Genomic DNA, 18,335 nt, shown 5'->3' with positions numbered 1-18,335 from the left:
GTGTACGCGACGACCGGGGCGATGCGGCCCACCTGCGCTCTCGGCCGCCCGACGGCCGAGAGCGCGCAGCCGCGCCTCGGCGACCTGGTGACCGATCCCTCGGTGAGACCCCAGGACGACTTCCACCGATACGCCAACGGCCCCTGGTCGGACGCGTTCGTGCTGCCGGAGGACCGCGCCGAGGCGACGCTGCTGTCGCTGCTGGCCGAGGAGGTCGAGGACGACGTCGCCCGGCTCATCCGACGGGCCGCGTCCGCAGGCGGCAACGACGCCGACCGCGCCTCGCGTGCGGTCGCGGACCTGTACACGAGCTTCATGGACGAGGAGGCCATCGAGGCGTCCCAGGCGGATCCCCTGGCCGAGGACCTGGCCGGCATCCGCACCGCGCCCGACCGGCGGGCGCTGGCCCTCGTCCTGGGCCGGCTGCAGGCGCAGGGCGTGCGCGGCGCGCTGGAGCCCTCCGTCTTCGTGGATCCGGCCGACGGCTCCCGCTACGCCCTGACACTGACCGCGTCCGGCCTGGGCCTGCCGCGCCCCGAGCTCTACCGCGCCGACGGCGACCGACGGCTCCTGAGCGGCTACGCCCGGCACGTGCGCACCATGCTCGCCCATGCCGGCCTGCCCGCCTCCGCCGAGGCCGCCGAGCACGTCGTCCGCGCGGAAACGGCCCTGGCCCACCTCCACATGCGTGCACACGGGGCCGCGGACATGTCCGAAGCCGCCACCCCCTCACCCCCCGCCACGGGCGTCGCGGGCGCCGGCGCGCGCCCGTCGGCCCCGGCCGCCGACAGCGCAGCGCCGCACACCAGCTCGCCGGTCCCCGCATCCCCGCGAGCCGCTGAGGAATGTCAGCGCTCGGTCGGTGAACTCCGCGCCCGCGACCGCGGATTTCCCTGGGCGGACTGGCTGCGGGGGCTGGGGGAGCCGGCCCCGGAGGCGATCGCGCGGGTGCGGCCGGCGGGGTTCCTGGTGGCGCTCGAGGACTGGTGGGCCGGCACGGACCTGCACACGCTGCGGCTCTGGCTCGCCTGGCGGTACGTGCACGAGATGGCGCCCTTCGGTCCGCGCGCGGTCTTCGCCGAGCACTTCCGCTGGTACTGGCGTGAACTCACCGGCGCCCGGCGGCCATGGCCGCGCGCACGGCGGGCCAGCGCCTTCGTGCAGACGGCCCTCGGAGAAGTCGTCGGAGACCGCTACCTGCGCGAACACCTGACCCCCGGGACACTCACCGCCGCACGGCACCTGGTGAACGACCTCGTCGGCACCTACCGCCGCTGCCTGCAGGGCGCCCAGTGGATGCGGCCCGACACCCGGCGGGCGGCGCTGGCCAAGCTCGACGCCATGCGATTCGACATCGGCGCCCCGGCGGTCCCGGCCGGCTGCGCGGATCTGCGCACGGATCCCACAGACCTGCTGGGCAACGTCAAGCGCTCCCGCGCCTGGCACATCGCCCGCGAACTGAACCGCCTGGGCGGGCCGGTCGACCACTCGGACTGGAAGGTCCTGCCGCAGTCGGTCACCGCCTACTACCGGCACAGCCTGAACCAGGTGGTGATCCCCGCGGCCCTGCTGCGGCCACCGGTGTTCGACGCCGCGGGCGACCGGCTCCGCAACATCGCCGTACTGGGCTCGATCGTCTGCCACGAAATGTCGCACGCCTTCGACCACCGCGGATCCCACTACGACGGACACGGTCGGCGCCACGGCTGGTGGGCGGCCGAGGACCGAGCCGAGTTCGAGCGTCGCAGCGCCCTGCTGGTGCGGCAGTACGACGGATACACCCCCGGCGGAGCCGACGGCGCCCGGGTCAACGGGGCACGCACACTCGGCGAGAACATCGCGGACATCACCGGCCTGGCTGTCGCCCAGCAGGCCTTCGCCGCACACCTCGGATCGCTGGGCGTCAGCGGGGAGCCCCACCGGCGCCAGATGCGGCGGTTCTTTTTGGCGTGGGCCACCATGTGGCGGGCCGGACGCACCCGGGGCCGCATGCTGGAACGGCTCGCGCACGACTTCCACGCACCGCCGGAGTTCCGCTGCAACGGCGTCCTCGGCCACATCCCCGCGTTCTACGAGGCCTTCGACGTCACCGAGACGGACCGTCTGTACATCCCACCGGAAGCCCGGTTCTCGCTGCTGGGCTGAACTCCGCCTACGGGAAGGGAGAGGAAGACACATGAGCCACACAGTGGTCGAACGGGCCAGTTCCCTGGCCCTCGACATCGACGCCGAGCGGCTGCTGCGCCGCATCGAGGAACTGGGGCGGATAGGAGCGGACCCCGCCACCGGCGGCATCACCCGCACAGGATTCAGCGCGGCCGACCGCGAAGCCCGTGCCTATCTGATGGACGAGGCCCGGGCCGCCGGCCTGTTCCCGGCCGTGGACGCGGCGGGGAACATCGTTGTGCGCCGGCGGCACACCGGTCAGCACACGGCCGACCGGCAGGTGCTGATGATGGGCTCGCACCTGGACACCGTGGTCGACGGCGGTCGGCTGGACGGCGCCTACGGCGTGCTCGCGGCTCTGGAGGTGCTCCAGACTCTCGTCGAGTCCGGCGTCGGCCTACGACACGAACCTGTGGCGGTCGCCTTCGCCAACGAGGAGGGCGCGCTCTTCCCGCAGCCGTTCTGGGGCTCCATGGCCGCTGCCGGACGGATAACCGACCTTCCCGAGGAACCGTGCGACCACCAGGGGCGACCGCTGCGCAACGCGCTGCGCCTCGCCGGCGGCGACCTCGACGCTCTGGGCAGTGCCTGCTGGCCGGAGCAGTCCGTGGCGGCCTACCTCGAACTCCATGTGGAGCAGGGCCCGGTACTGGAGCGCAGCGGCAGCCGGATCGGCGTCGTGGAGGCGATCACCGGACGGATCGTGCTCACTCTGGAGATCCAGGGCGCGGCCGGGCACTCAGGAACCACTCCGATGGACGCTCGCTGCGACGCACTGGGCGCGGCCGCCCGTGTGGTGCTGGCGGCGGAGCACATCGCCCGGCAGAGGAAATTGTGCCGGGTGGCCACCGTGGGCCGGCTCGACCCCTATCCGAACACCCCGAACACCATCGCCGGCGCAGTGCGGATGACGGTGGACCTGAGGGACACCGACGTCTGGCGCGCGGGAGACGCCGAGGAGACGCTGCGCGCAATGCTGCACGACATCGCCGAAGCGACCGGAACCCGGATAGAGGTGGTGGCCGAGACGAGGTCCGACCCGGTCTTCACCGATCCCCGGCTGCGCGAGACGATCGTCCGCAGTGCCGACGAGCTCGGCCTGCCCCACGAGAAACTGCCGAGCGGGGCCGGGCACGACGCCCAGTTCATGGCCGGCATCACACCAATCGGCATGATCTTCGTGCCGAGCATCGGCGGCGTCAGCCATGTGCCGCAGGAGAACACCGCCCCCGAGGACCTGGCGGCCGGGGCACGGGTGCTGCTGCGCACCGCACTGCGCACGGCCGGACCGCAGGAGACGCTGTGAACCCGACCAGGAAGAACCGCAGCATCGCCGTCTTCTGCGGCGCCCGCCCGGGCACCCGGCAGGAGCACCTCGACTTCGCACGGGACTTCGGCACCTCGCTCGCCCGCCACGGCCTGGGCCTCGTCTACGGCGCCGGTGGTGTGGGCATCATGCGAGCGGTCGCCGACGGTGTGCTCGAACACGGCGGAGACGTCACCGGAGTCATCCCGCGCGACCTGCACGAACGCGAGCGGGCCGACCACGCGCCCGGCGCCGTCTTCCTGGTGCGCACCATGCATGAACGCAAGGCGCTCATGTACCGGCTGGCCTCAGGGTTCGCTGTGCTGCCGGGCGGCCTGGGCACGCTGGACGAACTCATGGAGGTCGCCACCTGGAACCAGCTGTCGCTGCTGGCCAAGCCGGTGGTGGTCCTCAACCGGCACGGATTCTACGATCCCATGCTCGCGATGCTCGACCACCTGGTCGTCGAGGGCTTCCTCGCTGTGCACGAGCGTCGGCTGATCCAGGTCGCGGAGACGGCCGAGGAGGCGCTTTGCTTGCTGGGGGCCGGGAACGGGGTCCTGCAACACGACGTCGCGCACCTTGAGCCGGCGGCGGTGGGGTGACGAGCGCACAGCCGGGCCGGGGAAACGCCGTACGCCGGGGGCCATCACTCCACGGGGGAGGAAAGGAATCCTTTCTGTACGGCGAACACTCCGGCCTGGAAGCGACTGCGCGCGTTCAAGTACGTCATCAGGCCGGAGGCGATGCGACGAGCGGTGCGTGGTGACACGCCGAGCCGCTTGGCGATAGCCTCATCGGTGTGACCGAGCGCCAAAAGCCTGAGTGCCTCGGTCTGCTGGCGTGTCAGGCCCCCGGGACCCGGATGGGCAGGCTCCCCCAGCGGTGCGGCGGACTGCCATACGCTCTCGAACAGGGCCTGCAACACCGTGATCATCCCCGGCGAACTCAATTGCACCGCTCCAGCGGCGGTGTCATTGGCGTTGGAGGCGATCACGGCGAACTGCCCGTCATAGATGATCATCCGGTTCGGCAGGGACGGTGCCGTGCGCACCTGGCACCCCTGTTCGACGAGCCAGTGCGCGTGGTCCACGGTCGCACGGTCGCCCCGGATGCTGTCCAGATAGACGGTGCGCATCCGCACACCACGCTCGAGCAGCTGCTGGTTGAGCGGCCGGGACGCCTTCATGTTCTCCGGCGTCTGCGGACCGCCTGGGGCGAAGGTGAGGAGCTCGGTCGACACTCTGCTGTTGAGCATGGCCAAGTGGTCCCGGATGCAGTCCAGACCCTTCAGGTACGTGACGCCCGCATCAGCCGACTCGGGCTGATGACGCCCGTCGTAATCCAGAATGAATCTGGCTACCTCCGCCCGGCTCACCTCTAATCTCCGCTGCTGTTCCGCCAGTTCGGCCTGCTGCTGGGCGATCAGCAGCTCCATGCCCACATGAGGGCTCACCGCATGCAATTGGTGAGGATCCTCGGTGGACGCGCGGACGAGGGCCAACGCGCTGAGGCGATCGAGTGCGCTGCGTACTTCTTCCTCAGACAGGTCCAGCCAGCGGCATATATCAGCCACCCCCTGCGGCTTGTTCAGCATGGCGCGGTAGACGGATTCGGCTACCGGGTCAAGTCCGAGCGAATTCAGCATTACGAGGTGCTCCAACTCCCAGTCCATCATCCAGCTCGGGCTCCGGAATGCCTGAGAGCCCAAACGGCTGGTTGACGCTATGCGATGGTGATGTCACTCAGCAAGAGGACGGTCGCAATGAACCGAATCGATTCGTATCTTCCTTGTCTAGCGCATATTCCTATTAACGTAAATTGTCGCACGGATGGATGATTCGTCCAAATGAGTCCCTTTCGTTCGACGTGAATCAGGCCCGCCCATGTATCTAGTCCATGTATCCCTCCGGCCCCGCTCGCTCGGCGCGGTGCTGTCGCCTTCGGCCGCGGGGGCCATCGCCCGTGTCTGCACCGGTCGGAGCGGCTTCGAGCACGTCAGCGTGCACGTTGACGTGCGGCCCCATCCGGTCCTGGGCTTTTATCTGCGAGCCGCTTCGCTGGTGGAGGCCGAGGCGGCGGCCGACTCCCTGTGGCGTCACGCGGCCTCCTTCGTGCCCCAGTTGGAGGAGTGGGAGCTGGTGCGCGCCGAGGTGCCGCTGCTGCGGCCCGACCCCGGACCGTGAGGTCCGGCCGGGCCGGCGGCCGGCGGTGCGATGTCCTGAGTAGGCCACGGCCGGTTTGACCCCGGTGACTCCTCTTTCGCTCGACTTCCACAGACGGCAATCTCTTTCCCGTCAGGAAATGCTACCGAGGAAAGGCAGGAGCAATGGTCCGCTCGATTTCTCGTAATGCCGTACGAGGTGCACTCGTGGCCGCCGCTTTCTTCACGGTGACGAATGGGTTCACCGCCCAGGCCGCGTATGCCGAAGGCCGGCCGCAGGGGAATCAGGCGAGCATCAGCGTGACCGCCACGTTCTCGGACGGCGAAGAAGATCACGGCTGGCAGTGAGCACCGCTTCTCGTGAACCGAATCGGCTTCGTCCAGGGGGAAGGCCATGGAGCGAGAAGAAGCGGAGTACCTGCTTCGATTGCGTGACTCCTTGTCCAAGGAACAGCCCGTAGAACACATTCCCGTCAACATGCTCACGACCGGCTTCTCCCCGCGAGTCCACGGTGAGGACGCCGAGCACATTCGCAACCTGGCGGAGACGTCCGATGAACTCCCGCCCATCCTGGTCCATCGCGCGAGCATGACCGTCATCGACGGCGCCCACCGGCTGCGCGTGGCCGAACTGCGAGGACAGGACCGTATCGCGGTGCGGTTCTTCGACGGAGAGCCGGACGACGCCCGACTGCTCGCGGTGGTGACCAACACCGCACACGGCCGCCCCTTGTCCGCAGCCGACCGGACGGCAGCGGCGCTACGCATTCTGGCTTCGCGTCCGACATGGGCGGACCGGGCCGTGGCAGCCGTCGCCGGCCTGTCCCCGCAGCGAGTCGCACGTCTACGCAGAGAAACGACCCTCCCTCCGTCGGACCGCAGGGTCGGGCGGGACGGCAGGGTACGGCCTGTCGACTCCTCGCACAGCCGGGAACGGGCGGGCGAGCTGCTGCGCAGCAACCCCGACGCCTCTCTGCGGCAGATCGCGGCGGAGGTGGGCCTGGCCCCGGCGACCGTCGCCGACGTACGCAACCGTATCCGCCGCGGTGAGAGCCCGGTGCCGAACCGGGGCCAGGGACCGGCGGGCCCGGCACGCGTGTCCCCGGCCAGGGGGCCCGTGCACGTGGCCGGGCCAGAAGCGATCCGAGTACCTGCGGTCGAGGTGGGCACGGGATCCGCGCCTGAGGCCGGAGGCGGTGCGGCTGCGGTGTCCACAGTCGGTGAGGCGCGGACGACCGTTGCGACGGACGGCGTGCCCCGGGGGCAGGAGCCCGCCGGCGGCGTACCCGGCAGGCGGCCCGGTTCGCTGCGGCGTGTGCCCACCGGGCCCAAGGCGGCGACCGTGGCTGCTGACGACGTCGCACGGATCACCGACGCGCTGCGCCGCGACCCCTCGCTCCGCCTCAGCGAATCGGGACGCTCCCTGCTGCGTCTGCTCGACGCCTGCGCACTGGTGGCCCGGGAACGCCGAAGGATCGCCGCGACAGTGCCCGCGCACTGCAAGGAGCCCCTGGCCCGGCTCGCCCAGGGATACGCCGGGGTGTGGCGGCTGCTCGCCGACGACCTCGAGCAGTACGTCGAGGAGATGTCCGACATGGACAGGGCCGACGAGATCGGCTCGCTCGGCGCGTGAGCATCCCGGCCGGTACCGAGGAGGTGGAGAAGATGGAGCGGCGGGAGCCGTCGCGGGCAGGGACCCGGATCGACACACACCAGCTGAGCGAGCTCCTCGGCGAATGGCGTGCGGATGGCCACAGCGCCTACCGGGCGCTGGCCGCATCCCTGTGGAGGCTGGTGCGGGACGGGCGGCTGTCCGTGACGAGCCGGCTGCCCGCCGAACGTGACCTGGCGGACGCGTTGGCGGTGAGCCGTACAACGGTGGCCTCGGCCTACGAGCTACTGCGAGCCGAAGGCAGGCTGATCAGCCGAAGAGGAGTGGGCAGCTTCGTCGCCCCCGACAGGGCACCGCGCAGTGCGTCGGCTGTGGAGCCGATCGATCTGAGTGTCGCCGCGATGTCTGCCCCCGAGCCGTGGCTGTCCCGCGCAACGGCCCGTGCCGCGGCGGAGCTCTCCACCTACACCGACGGACACGGCGCGTTCCCGGCAGGGCTGTGGGAGCTGCGCGTCGCCATCGCCGCCCGCTACACAGAGCGCGGCCTGCCCACCGACGCTGGGCAGATCATGGTCACCAACGGCGCGACCGGCGCCTTCACACTGCTGGCACGGCGGTTCGGCGCGCCGGGTGATCGGATGGTCGTGGAGGCGCCGACGCATCCGGGGATGCTGCGGTCGCTACGGCTGGCCGGGATCCGCCCGGTTCCCGTGCGGCTGCGCGAGGACGGCTGGGACCTCGCCGCGTGGCGAGAGACGCTGCACATGACGCAGTCCTCCATGGCCTGCCTCACCCCCGACTTCCACGCGCCGACCGGTCTGCTGATGCCGCACGAGCAGCGGCGTGACCTCGTCGCGCTCGCCCGGGCGGCCGGGGTGACGCTCGTGGCCGACGAGACCGTGGCCGAGCTGTCGCTAAAGGCGGCGCTCCCGCCTCCACTGGCCGCCTACGACGCCTCGGACGAATCCGGAGCGGTGATCACCGTCGGTTCGGCGAGCAAGGCGTACTGGAGCGGACTGCGCATCGGCTGGATCCGGGCCGATGCGCCGACCGTGCGCCACCTGGCCGAGCAGCGTCTGGGACTCGACGTCTCCTGCCCGGTCATCGACCAACTGGTGCTCGCCCGGCTGCTGGGCGACCCGGGCGTGCAGGCCGAGGTGCTGGACTTCCAGCGGGAGCGGGCCCGCGCGGGGCGCGACACGCTCGTGGCCCTGCTGCGCCAAGAGCTGCCGGCCTGGACCTTCCGGGTGCCCGCCGGCGGGCTCGCGCTATGGGCCAGGACCGGAGGCATCTCCGCCCGTGAGGTGGCCGACGCCGCCGGACGGCACGGCGTACGACTGGCCGCGGAGCCGCACTTCAACGTCGCGGGCGGCTCGCCGGACGACCACGTCCGACTGCCGTACACCCGGCCACCCGACGTCCTCGCCGAGGCGGTACGGCGCCTGGCCGGGGCACTTCGGGCACCGAGGTGCGCGGCGCCCACACGAGGCGACGCACTGACGTCGTTCTGACGAAACGCCGGCCCGGAAGGGCCGTCGGTCCGCGGACCCCGGTCCGCCCGGGGCAGTCGGTGCGATCCGGCCCGACGGGCCGGTGTTCCCATCTTTTCGCAGGTGAGGTGGCAATGTGTCCGAGTTCAGCGTGATGACGACGGCGACGGGCCGGGAAGCGGGACGGGACGGCGGGATCCCCTCCCAGGTGGCCGTGATCGGCCTGGCCTGCCGCTTCCCCGGGGCGCGGAACGCGGACGAGTTCTGGCAGAACCTGACGGGCGGGATCGACTCGATCGCGCGCTCCACCACCCCGCAAGGCATGATCGCCCGTGGACTGCTGGCGGACCCGGAGCACTTCGACGCGGACTACTTCGGCCTGTCGCCCCGGGAGGCCCGACTGATCAACCCGCAGCACCGGGTGTTCCTGGAGTGTGCCGTGGAGGCGCTGGAGAACGCCGGGTACGACCCCGCGCGCCACGGCGGCGCCGTCGGCGTGTACGCAGGTGCCGGCGAGAACGCGTACGCCCAACTCACCAGAGACCTGCGCGCGTCGGACGCGGCCGGACGCGGACCGCTGTCCACCGTGTCCGACTGGGAGATCCGGGTGGCCAACGGGCCTGACTTCCTCTGCGGCCGGGTCGCCCACCGGCTGGGACTGCGCGGTCCCACCGTCGCGGTGCAGGCCGCCTGCGCCACCTCGCTGGTCGCCGTCCATCTCGCGGTCCAGGGGCTGCTGAACGGGGAGTGCGACCTCGCGCTGGCCGGCGGTGTCACGGTGAGGCACCCGGCCCCGGCGGATCCGTCCGACGACGTGGGAATCCAGGCCCCGGACGGCGTCTGCCGGACCTTCGACGCCAACGCCCGAGGACTTGTGAGCGGCGACGGCGTGGGCATCGTGGTGCTCAAGCGACTGGCGGACGCGATAGCCGACGGCGACCGCGTGGACGCGGTCATCCGTGGCTCGGCGGTGAACAACGACGGAGCCGACCGCATCGGCTTCACCGCGCCCGGCGTCGACGGACAGGCGGCTGTGATCACAAACGCCCAGCGCGCCGCCGGTGTGGACGCGGGCACCTGCACCTACGTGGAGGCCCACGGGACGGGCACGCCGCTGGGCGATCCGGTCGAGATCGAAGCGCTGACCCAGGCCTTCCGACGAGACACCGACCGCCGCGGCTTCTGCTGGATCGGGTCGGTGAAAACCAACATCGGCCACACCGATGCAGCAGCGGGCGTGGCGGGACTGATCAAGACGGTCCTCGCGCTGAAGCACGGCGTCCTTCCGCCCAGCCTGCACTTCGAGACGCCCAACCCACAGATCGACTTCGCGGCGAGCCCGTTCCGGGTGGTCACCCGGACACAGCGGTGGCGGCCGCCGGACGGCCTGCCGCGCCGCGCGGGTGTCAGCTCGTTCAGCGTGGGCGGCACCAACGCGCACGTGATCCTGGAACAGACTCCCACGCCCCGCCGGCCCACACCGCCGCCGGGCTCCTGGTACCTGCTGCCGCTGTCGGCCAGAACCCCCCAGGCCCTGGCCGCTGTCACCGATCGTCTGGCCGAGCACCTGCGCGCCAGGCCCCGGACACCACTCGCGGACGTGGCCTGGACCCTGCAGACGGGACGCCCGGAGCACGGCCACCGGCGCTTCGCGCTCGTGCAGGGACACGCCGACTCCATACGCGTGCTCGAGGGCGCAGAACCGGACCGGCTCGTCACCGCCCCGGCCGAGGCCCGCCCCGAACCGGTGACCTTCAGATTCCCGGCGGCGGGCGAACGGCTCACGAAAGACGGCACGGGACGCCGGTTCGAGCGCCTCTACCACGCCGCGCGCCTGTGGCAGCGCTGCGGTGTCCAGCCGGACGCCGTCGAGGGCGAGGGCGTCGGCGCGCTGGCGGCGGCGGCCGTGGCAGGAGTGTTCCGGCCGACCGACGCCGCCCTGCTGGTGGCGGCGGCCGCCGACGGGGCGGAAGCCCGACAACTGGCGTCCCTGGTGCGGCAGGCCGGCCCACGCGTTCCCGCGATGCCTCTGAGAGTGGGCCGGGCGCGGAGCACATCGCCGGTCCAAGCGGTGGATCCGGAGTTCTGGGCCGCGTACCTGCGGCAGGCCATGACCGGCGACCAGCAGCCCGGCTCCCTCCCACGGGACGAACCCGATCGGATCGTGGTGGACCTGGAGACGGTCGGAATCCCGGACACGGACCGGCACATCCTTCGCACACTCGGCAGCCTGTGGCTGTCGGGCGCCCGCATCGACTGGTCGGCGCTGGTCGAGGGGCATCGCCCCGGCCGGGTCGCCCTGCCGACGTACCCCTTCGAAAGACAACGGCACACCGTGGCGACGAAGGCACCGGCAGCGGGACCCGCAGCCCCCACCTCCGCCGCGCCGGCCCTGCCCGACGGCGCGGCGACCCTGAAGGTGGTGACCGCCCTGTTCGCCGAGATCCTGCACCTGCCCGAGGTGGAGCCGGACGAGAGCTTCTTCGACCTCGGAGGCGACTCGCTGATCGCCACCCGGTTCGTGGCACGGGCGCGTGAGATCTTCCCGGTGGACCTCGTGGCACGCACGCTCTTCGAGGCGCCCACCGCATCCCGGCTCGCCGCTCTGATCGAGGACCGCATGGACCGGGCGGCCGGAGCGCGGCAGGCCGACCGGGTGGAGCGCGTGGCCACGGGCGGTGTGCGATGACGCGGTGGGCCGTGCGACGGCACCGGCGGCCGGAAGCGGCCGTCTCGCTCTACTGCTTCCCGCACGCCGGCGGCTCACCCGGCGAGTACGTGCGCTGGTCCGACGACCTGCCCGGCGTACAGGTCTGGGGAATGCACCTGCCGGGCCGCACCACCCGCCTGGCCGAGCCCCCCTTCACCCGGATCGGACCGCTGGTGGACGCCCTGGTGTCGGAAGTCTCCTTCGATGGTCCCTTCGTGTTCCTCGGGCACAGCCTCGGCGCGCTCGTGGCGTTCGAGACGGCACGGGAACTGCGCCGGCGGGGCATGGCTCAGCCGGATCGGTTGATCGTCTCCTCCTGCCCCGCACCCCCTCTGCGGCCGGTGCGCTCCCCACTGAGCACTCTGCCGGATGACGAGCTGTGCGCGGAAGTCGAGCGGCGCTGGGGGGAGTCCTTGGACCACGTCCGGGACGACCCCGCCCTGAGGGCGCACACCCTGGCCTGCTACCGGGCCGACTTCGCACTCCTGGAGAGCTACTGCCACACCCCTGGCCACCCCCTGGACCTGCCGGTCACCGTCCTCGCCGGCGAGCGGGAACCGTGGACGGACCGGGCCGGCGACTGGGCGGCACACACCAGTGTGCCGATGGAGGAGCCCCGGCTCCTGCCCGGCGGCCACTTCTATTTCCGCGAAAGGCGGCAGGAGGCCCTGCGCGCCGTATGGGAGATCACAACGAAAGGAGGCCGATGGTGGACCGCATAGGCGTCGTGGGCGCCGGCACCATGGGCAGCGGCGTGGCACAGCTCTTCGCCGAGCACGGGCACGAGGTCGTTCTCGTGGACATCGCGGAGCACGCACTCGAGTCCGCACGCACCGGCATCGACACGAGCGTACGACTCACACCGCTGGTCCGCCCGGGGACCAAGTCCCGCCCGCCGCAGGAAGTTCTCGGCCGCATCCGGTTCACCACCGACCTGGAACATCTCCGCAGTGCGGATTACGTCTTCGAGATGGTCACCGAGGACTGGGCGGTCAAGCGCCCGCTCTACGGCGAACTCGACGCGCTGTGCCGGCCCGAGGTGCCCTTCGGCGTCAACACCTCCGCGATCCCCATCACCCGGGTCGCCTCGGCCACCGGCCGGCCCGACCGGGTGATCGGGACGCACTTCATGAACCCGGCTCCGCTCAAACCCACGGTCGAGGTGATCCGCGGCCACCACACCTCGGACGCGACCCTGGCGCACACGCGGGCACTGCTGGAGGGGGCGGGACGGCGGCATGTCGTCGTGGCGGACTCCCCGGGCTTTGTGACCAACCGGGTGGCGATGCTCACCCTCAACGAGGCCATGTTCCTGGTCCACGAAGGAGTCTCCACCCCCCGCGACGTCGACCGGCTGTTCAAGGAGTGCTTCGGGCACACGATGGGCCCTCTGGAGACCGCCGACCTCATCGGGCTGGACACCGTCCTGCTGTCGCTCCAGGTCCTCCACGAGGAGTTCAACGACCCCAAGTACCGCCCCTGCCCGCTGCTGCGCCGGCTGGTCGACGCAGGACTGCTCGGCAGGAAGACGGAACAGGGCTTCCATTCCTACGGATTCGGAGAGGCACACCATGGCTGAGAACACGATCGAGGACGACAAGCGCCTGATACGCGACTTCATCCTGAGGCACGTGCACGGCGAACCCCTGGACGACGACGAGGACCTGTTCGCCGGCGGGTACGTGAACTCGCTCTTCGCCGTGCAGATGCTGCTGTGGATCGAACGGGCCTTCGGCCTCCGGGTGGACGACAAGGACCTCGACTCCACGAACTTCTGGTCGGTGAACGCGATCACGGCGTTCGTGACGGACCGGCGGGTCTCGGCGGGAGGCGCCGCATGGACTTCGAACTGACCGAGGAGCAACAGCGACTCCGCAAGGAGATCGTCGAGTTCGCCCGCGAAGAACTCGGCCGCGACGCGGCCGCCCACGACCGCTCCGCCGACTTTCCCCGGGAGGACTGGCGGCGGTGCGCCGACTTCGGAGTGCTGGGCTGGCCGGTGCCCCGGGAGTACGGCGGGCGCGGCCTGGACCCGCTGACCACGATCATCGCCCTGGAGGCGCTCGGCTACGGGTGCCGCGACAACGGACTGGTGTTCGCCGTCAACAACCACCTGTGGGCCTGCGTGATCCATCTGCTGCTGCACGGCACCGAGGAGCAGAAGCGCCGCTTCCTGCCGCAGCTCAGTGCGGGCACCCTCATCGGCGCCCAGGCGCTGTCCGAACCCGAGGCCGGCTCGGATGTCCTCAGCATGACCACGACCGCGCGGCGCGAGGGGGACGGCTACCGGCTGCACGGCGGCAAGTGCTTCATCAGCAACGGACCGGTCGCCGACGTCTTCGTCGCCTTCGCACGGACCGGAGACGGCGCTGCCCGCGCGCAGGACCAGCTGTCGGCGTTCTTGGTGACCAGCGACATGCCCGGAGTCGTCAAGGCACGCGAGCTGCCGAAGATGGGACTGCGCAGCACGCCCATGGGCGTCGTCGAGTTCGACGGCACACCCGTGCCCGCTTCGCACCTGCTGGGCCGGGAGGGCGCCGGATACCACATCTTCACCTCGGCCATCGAGTGGGAGCGGTCCTTCATGTTCGCCGCCCACGTGGGAGCCATGGAGCGGCTGCTGGAGACCTCGGTGCGCCACGCCAACTCCCGGCATCAGTTCCGCCGGAGCATCGGGACGTTCCAGGCGGTCTCCCACCCGATCGCGGACATGAAGATCCGCCTGGAGCTGGCACGCCTGCTGCTGTACCGGGTGGGGTGGCTGAAGCGGGAAGGCCGGCTGGCGCTGCCGGAGGCCACGATGGCGAAAATCTTCATCAGCGAGAGCCTGGTACAGACGGCCATGGGAGCGGTCGACGTACACGGAGCGCGCGGCTACCTGGCCGACGACGGAATCGAACGGGAACTGCGGGACGCCCTCGGCGGCCCCGTCTACGCGGGAACCAACGCCGTCCAGCGCGGCATCCTCGCCGAACTGCTGGGCGTGCGGGGCGCACTGTCGGGAGGCGAACCGCGATGACCAGGATTCCCTTGGCCACGCCGGTGCCCTTGGACCTGGCCGACGAACTGGCCCGGCGGATCTACTTCACCTCGGACGCGATCACCGGCTTCTCCATGGTCACCTCAGGCGATGCGGTCACGGCCGTCGACGTGACCTTGGCGGCGCGCGCCACCGACCCGGTGGACCTCGGCCGCAAGCTGGACGTGATCGTGGCGAGTGACGTGCTGGGCCAGCGCAGGACCGCGCCGGCAGTGGTCTGGCACGCCGACGCGTCCGGTCCGGTACGGGACGTGTTCGACGAACTGCTGGCCATGGGCGCCGCCACGGAGTCCGGGCCGGGACAGATCGCCGTCGGCGAACCGGTCCTGTCGCTGATGGACCATCTCGACGCACGGCTCAGAGACGTGGCCGCGGCAGAGTTCACGGCGCAGGAATTCCGCTATCCCACGCTGCTCCCGGCCGACGCGCTGCTCCGTACCGGTTACGCCGAGTCCTTTCCGCAACTGCTGATGTTCGTGTCCCGGCTGCACGGCGACGTGGACAGCTATCGCGGTTTCCTGGACACCATGGGGCGGGCCGGCCGCGGTGCGGCCACCCTGTCGGAGGGCCTGCGCGCGCACGGCGGCGGGGTCGACCACTGTCTGCCGCCGACGATGTGCTTCCACACATACCACCAGTACGCGGACGGATCGCTGCCGGCGCCGTCGCTGGTGGTGACCTCGCGCGGGAAGTCGTTCCGGCACGAGTCCCGGTACCACCGTTCACTGGAGCGCCTGTGGGACTTCACGATCCGCGAGGTCGTGTTCCTGGGCCCGGTGGACTTCGTCCTCGACTGCCGCAGCAGGCTGATGGAACGCACTTACGCCCTGATGGAGTCCCTCGGACTGGGCGGCCGGTGCGAAGTCGCCGGTGACCCCTTCTTCCTCGGGGAAGGCACGACGGAGCGCTCCTGGTCCCAGCGGCTGCTGAAACTGAAGTACGAGCTGCGGCTGCCCTTGGACGACGCGGACGGTGGACGCGACGTCGCCGTCGGCTCGTTCAACTACCACGAGCAGCACTTCGCGAAGGCGTTCGCCATCACCGGCGAGACGGGCGAACCCGTCTTCAGCGGCTGCGCGGGGTTCGGCCTGGAACGGCTCGCCTACGCATTCCTGTGCCGACACGGTGTGGACGCGCGCGGCTGGCCCAAGGACGTGCGCGCGGCGGTGGCCCCGTGACGGGGCCGGCGCGCCTGCTCACGCTGACCGCGCCGACGCATGAGGAACTGGAGAGGGCCACCGACGAGCTGGTGACAACCCTGGAGGGCCTGGACGACACCGGGTTCGCCCGTCTACCGGCGGTCCCGGACACGGCGCGCGTGGTCCGGCGGTCCCTGTGCCGCACGGTCGCCGCGAGCACACCGACCGACGCGGCCCGCCGACTGCGCAGGCGCGATCCACGTCGGGTCTTCACCACCGGCCCTGCCGACCGCACGTCCCGCGTGTTTCTGTTCGCCGGCGTCGGCGACCAGTACACCGGGCTTGGTGCCGGCCTCTACCAGTGCGTTCCTGCGTTCCGCAGCGAACTCGACCGCTGCTTCGACCTGTTGAGCGCCGAACACGACCTGAACCTGCGGCCGGTGCTGTTCCCACCGGACGCATCCGCAGATCCGGCCCGCACGGGCTCGGCTCCGGCCGGCCTCGCCGCGCTCTACGACCGCCGTGAAGAGGCGCAGGAGATCCACCGTACGGTCCTGGCGCAACCGCTCATGTTCGCGTTGCAGTACGCGCTGGCCCGCGCTCTGGGCGCGCTCGGGGCGCCTCCGGCGGCGCTGGCCGGGTACAGCATCGGCGAGCTGGCCGCGGCCGGCGTCGCGGGGGTGCTTCCCCTCGAGCCCGCGCTGCGGCTGGTCACCCGGCGGGCCCGGCTGATGGAGGAGCTGCCCTCTGGGGCCATGCTCGCCGTCATGGCCGGACCCGAGCAGCTCGCACGGTACGCCCGCGGGCCGGTGTCGCTCGCCGCACTGAACGGTCCCGCGCAGACCGTGCTGTCGGGGCCGGTCGGGGCGATCGAGCAGACCGCACAGGAGCTGATCGCACACGGTCTTGCCTGCCGGCGCCTGGCCACAACGCACGCGTTCCACTCGCCGATGGCCCGGCCGCTCACCGGCCCCCTGGAGAGGCTGCTCGACACGCTCCCGCTGCGGCCACCCGCACTGCCCTTGCTGTCGAGCGTGACCGGGACCTGGTTGCGCACCGAGGAGGCGACCAGCCCCGGCTACTGGGCGAGGCAGCTGAGCCGGGCGATCCGGTTCGTCGACCAAGCGGCCGAGATCTGGCGGCTGCCCGGACCGCTCCTGGTGGAGCTGGGACCGGGCCGGACACTGTCCGGACTCGCCCTGCAGCACCCGGACCGGCCGCCCGCGGCGGCGTCTGTCGTGCAGACGCTGCCGGGCGTCTTCGAGAGCCGTCCGGAACCGGAGCTTCTGCTCACCGCGCTGGGACAGCTCTGGGCAGCCGGCGCGGAGATCGACTGGCGACAGGTGGCAGTGCCGTGAGCGTGTCAGGTCGGCTCGGGCACCTGCGGCAGCCGGCGCAGTGCCGGAACGGGGGAGACCACCAACGCCGGCCAGGCGAGGGCACCGGTGGCCGCCGCGACGACGATCGCCCCGCGCATGCCGATGGTCTCGGCGAGCAGACCCGCGACGGGACCGCCGACCGCGATCACGCTCCAGATCACGAACCGCATGGACGCATTCATCCGCCCACGCAGTCGATCGGGGGTGAGGGCCTGCCGCAGCGTCACCTGGGCGATGTTGAAAAGCGGAACGCCGAAGCCGAACAGAAGCTGACCACCGAGCAGGAACGGAAGGCTCAGCTCCGGCGAGGCCAGCGGCATCACCGCCAGGCCGACACCGCACAGCACGGAGCCGAGGGTGATGGAACGACCGTAGCCCAGACGGTCGATGACGCGGCCCGCGCACAGCGCACCGCCCAGCAATCCCGCCCCGCCCAAGGAGAAGATCACGCCGACCATGGTGGAGGAGTAGTGCAGCTCACGCACCATGTACAGCGTCACCAGCACCGTCAGCATCGACGAACCGAGGTTGAGCAGGGCGGCGCAGCCCGCCACGGCGCGCAGGACGGGGTGGCGCAGCACGAAGCCGAGTCCCTCGCCCACCTCCTTGCGCAGCGACCTCCGAACCCCGGCGGAGGGCTCCGGTGCGGGCTCGCGGTGCCGGACGGCACGGCAGAGCAGGCCCGAGACGAGGAAGCTGAGGGCGTCCAGCAGCACGGTCGCGGCCGCGCCCAGCAGCCCGGCCAGGACACCGGCAGCGGCCGGGCCGGCCAACTCGGCCGCCGAGGCGCTGGCGGTCAGCCTGGCGTTGGCGTCGGCGAGGTCCTCGCGCCTCACCAGCGTGGGCAGATAGCTCTGGTAGGCGACATCGAACGCCACGGTGAAGACGCCGACGAGCAGGACGGCGAGATACAGCTGGACGAACGTGAGCAGGTCCAAGGCGTACGCCACGGGCACGCTCGCCAGGAGCAGCGCCCGGCACACATCGGAGACCACGAGGACCGGCAGCCGGCGGATCCGGTCCAGCAACGCGCCCGCGGGCAGGGCGAGCACCAGGAACGGCAGCATGCGGGCACCGCTGAGGAAGCCGAGCTCGGTGGCGGACGCGTCCAGCGCACCGATGGCAAGCAGCGGCACGGCGAGCTGGCCGATCTGGGTGCCCGTCTCACTGATCGACTGCGCGGCCCACAACCGCTGAAAGTCAGGCACACGCCAAACACCCCCACGGCGGGCGGCTCCCTGCCCGTCGTCGCTTCCCTGCTTGGCGGACACGCAGGTCACACACCCTTCGTCGGCACGAAGACCTCACAGTAGTGATCGGCCGTGCCGG

Annotated in this window: 16 protein-coding genes; 14 read left to right on the top strand and 2 right to left on the bottom strand. The window is 71.1% G+C overall.

From position 1 onward, the window contains the following. The 3 genes from IE271_RS18660 to IE271_RS18650 are packed head-to-tail and all read left to right on the top strand — an operon-like array spanning position 1 to position 4,077. Positions 1–2,145 (top strand): M13-type metalloendopeptidase, encoded by a 2,145-nt coding sequence (locus IE271_RS18660; RefSeq protein WP_190191482.1) that lies wholly within the window; start codon positions 1–3, stop codon positions 2,143–2,145. Positions 2,146–2,176: 31 nt separating this feature from the next. Then, positions 2,177–3,472, top strand: coding sequence for a Zn-dependent hydrolase (locus tag IE271_RS18655; protein ID WP_229919407.1), 1,296 nt, complete (start codon positions 2,177–2,179; stop codon positions 3,470–3,472). Next, complete coding sequence (locus IE271_RS18650; protein WP_190191481.1) at positions 3,469–4,077, top strand: LOG family protein; 609 nt, start codon at positions 3,469–3,471, stop codon at positions 4,075–4,077. Before IE271_RS18655 ends, IE271_RS18650 begins: the two co-directional genes overlap by 4 nt. Positions 4,078–4,121: 44 nt before the next feature. On the opposite strand, the gene IE271_RS18645 is transcribed toward IE271_RS18650, so the two are convergent. Then, on the bottom strand, positions 4,122–5,150 hold the full coding sequence (locus IE271_RS18645) for a LuxR C-terminal-related transcriptional regulator (RefSeq protein ID WP_308435187.1): 1,029 nt from the start codon (positions 5,148–5,150) through the stop codon (positions 4,122–4,124). A gap of 325 nt (positions 5,151–5,475) precedes the next feature. Here IE271_RS18645 and IE271_RS18640 point away from each other — a divergent pair, with 325 nt between their 5' ends. From IE271_RS18640 to IE271_RS18590, 11 genes are all read left to right on the top strand, one after another. Then, positions 5,476–5,658, top strand: coding sequence for a hypothetical protein (locus tag IE271_RS18640; protein WP_190191480.1), 183 nt, complete (start codon positions 5,476–5,478; stop codon positions 5,656–5,658). A gap of 185 nt (positions 5,659–5,843) precedes the next feature. Next, positions 5,844–5,984 (top strand): hypothetical protein, encoded by a 141-nt coding sequence (locus IE271_RS18635; RefSeq protein ID WP_190191479.1) that lies wholly within the window; start codon positions 5,844–5,846, stop codon positions 5,982–5,984. Between the two features lie 46 nt (positions 5,985–6,030). Beyond that, the gene (locus tag IE271_RS18630) at positions 6,031–7,269 is read left to right on the top strand and encodes a ParB/RepB/Spo0J family partition protein (RefSeq protein ID WP_190191478.1); all 1,239 of its coding nucleotides are present in this window, start codon (positions 6,031–6,033) and stop codon (positions 7,267–7,269) included. Then, complete coding sequence (gene yczR, locus IE271_RS18625) at positions 7,266–8,759, top strand: MocR-like transcription factor YczR (protein WP_190191477.1); 1,494 nt, start codon at positions 7,266–7,268, stop codon at positions 8,757–8,759. Before IE271_RS18630 ends, yczR begins: the two co-directional genes overlap by 4 nt. A 115-nt stretch (positions 8,760–8,874) precedes the next feature. Next, complete coding sequence (locus tag IE271_RS43340; protein ID WP_190191476.1) at positions 8,875–11,427, top strand: type I polyketide synthase; 2,553 nt, start codon at positions 8,875–8,877, stop codon at positions 11,425–11,427. 11 nt (positions 11,428–11,438) lie between these two features. Beyond that, positions 11,439–12,170, top strand: coding sequence for a thioesterase II family protein (locus tag IE271_RS18615; RefSeq protein ID WP_190191475.1), 732 nt, complete (start codon positions 11,439–11,441; stop codon positions 12,168–12,170). Further along, positions 12,155–13,027 carry a 3-hydroxyacyl-CoA dehydrogenase family protein gene (locus IE271_RS18610; RefSeq protein WP_190191474.1) on the top strand — a complete coding sequence of 291 codons (873 nt, stop codon included), beginning with the start codon at positions 12,155–12,157 and terminating at the stop codon, positions 13,025–13,027. The genes IE271_RS18615 and IE271_RS18610 overlap by 16 nt, the downstream gene beginning before the upstream one ends. Beyond that, positions 13,020–13,301 carry a phosphopantetheine-binding protein gene (locus IE271_RS18605; protein ID WP_190191473.1) on the top strand — a complete coding sequence of 94 codons (282 nt, stop codon included), beginning with the start codon at positions 13,020–13,022 and terminating at the stop codon, positions 13,299–13,301. The genes IE271_RS18610 and IE271_RS18605 overlap by 8 nt, the downstream gene beginning before the upstream one ends. Next, positions 13,286–14,467: an acyl-CoA dehydrogenase family protein gene (locus tag IE271_RS18600; RefSeq protein ID WP_190191472.1), complete on the top strand. Its 1,182-nt coding sequence runs from the start codon at positions 13,286–13,288 to the stop codon at positions 14,465–14,467. The genes IE271_RS18605 and IE271_RS18600 overlap by 16 nt, the downstream gene beginning before the upstream one ends. After that, positions 14,464–15,666 carry a class-II aminoacyl-tRNA synthetase family protein gene (locus IE271_RS18595; RefSeq protein WP_190191471.1) on the top strand — a complete coding sequence of 401 codons (1,203 nt, stop codon included), beginning with the start codon at positions 14,464–14,466 and terminating at the stop codon, positions 15,664–15,666. The genes IE271_RS18600 and IE271_RS18595 overlap by 4 nt, the downstream gene beginning before the upstream one ends. Next, positions 15,663–16,985: an acyltransferase domain-containing protein gene (locus IE271_RS18590; RefSeq protein ID WP_190191470.1), complete on the top strand. Its 1,323-nt coding sequence runs from the start codon at positions 15,663–15,665 to the stop codon at positions 16,983–16,985. Before IE271_RS18595 ends, IE271_RS18590 begins: the two co-directional genes overlap by 4 nt. 5 nt (positions 16,986–16,990) lie before the next feature. On the opposite strand, the gene IE271_RS18585 is transcribed toward IE271_RS18590, so the two are convergent. Next, on the bottom strand, positions 16,991–18,214 hold the full coding sequence (locus IE271_RS18585; RefSeq protein ID WP_190191469.1) for an MFS transporter: 1,224 nt from the start codon (positions 18,212–18,214) through the stop codon (positions 16,991–16,993). Between the last annotated feature and the right edge of the window lie 121 nt (positions 18,215–18,335).

This window comes from Streptomyces minutiscleroticus (genome assembly GCF_014650875.1).
Taxonomy (GTDB): Bacteria; Actinomycetota; Actinomycetes; order Streptomycetales; family Streptomycetaceae; genus Streptomyces; species Streptomyces minutiscleroticus.
This window is presented reverse-complemented; position numbering and strand designations above follow the sequence as displayed.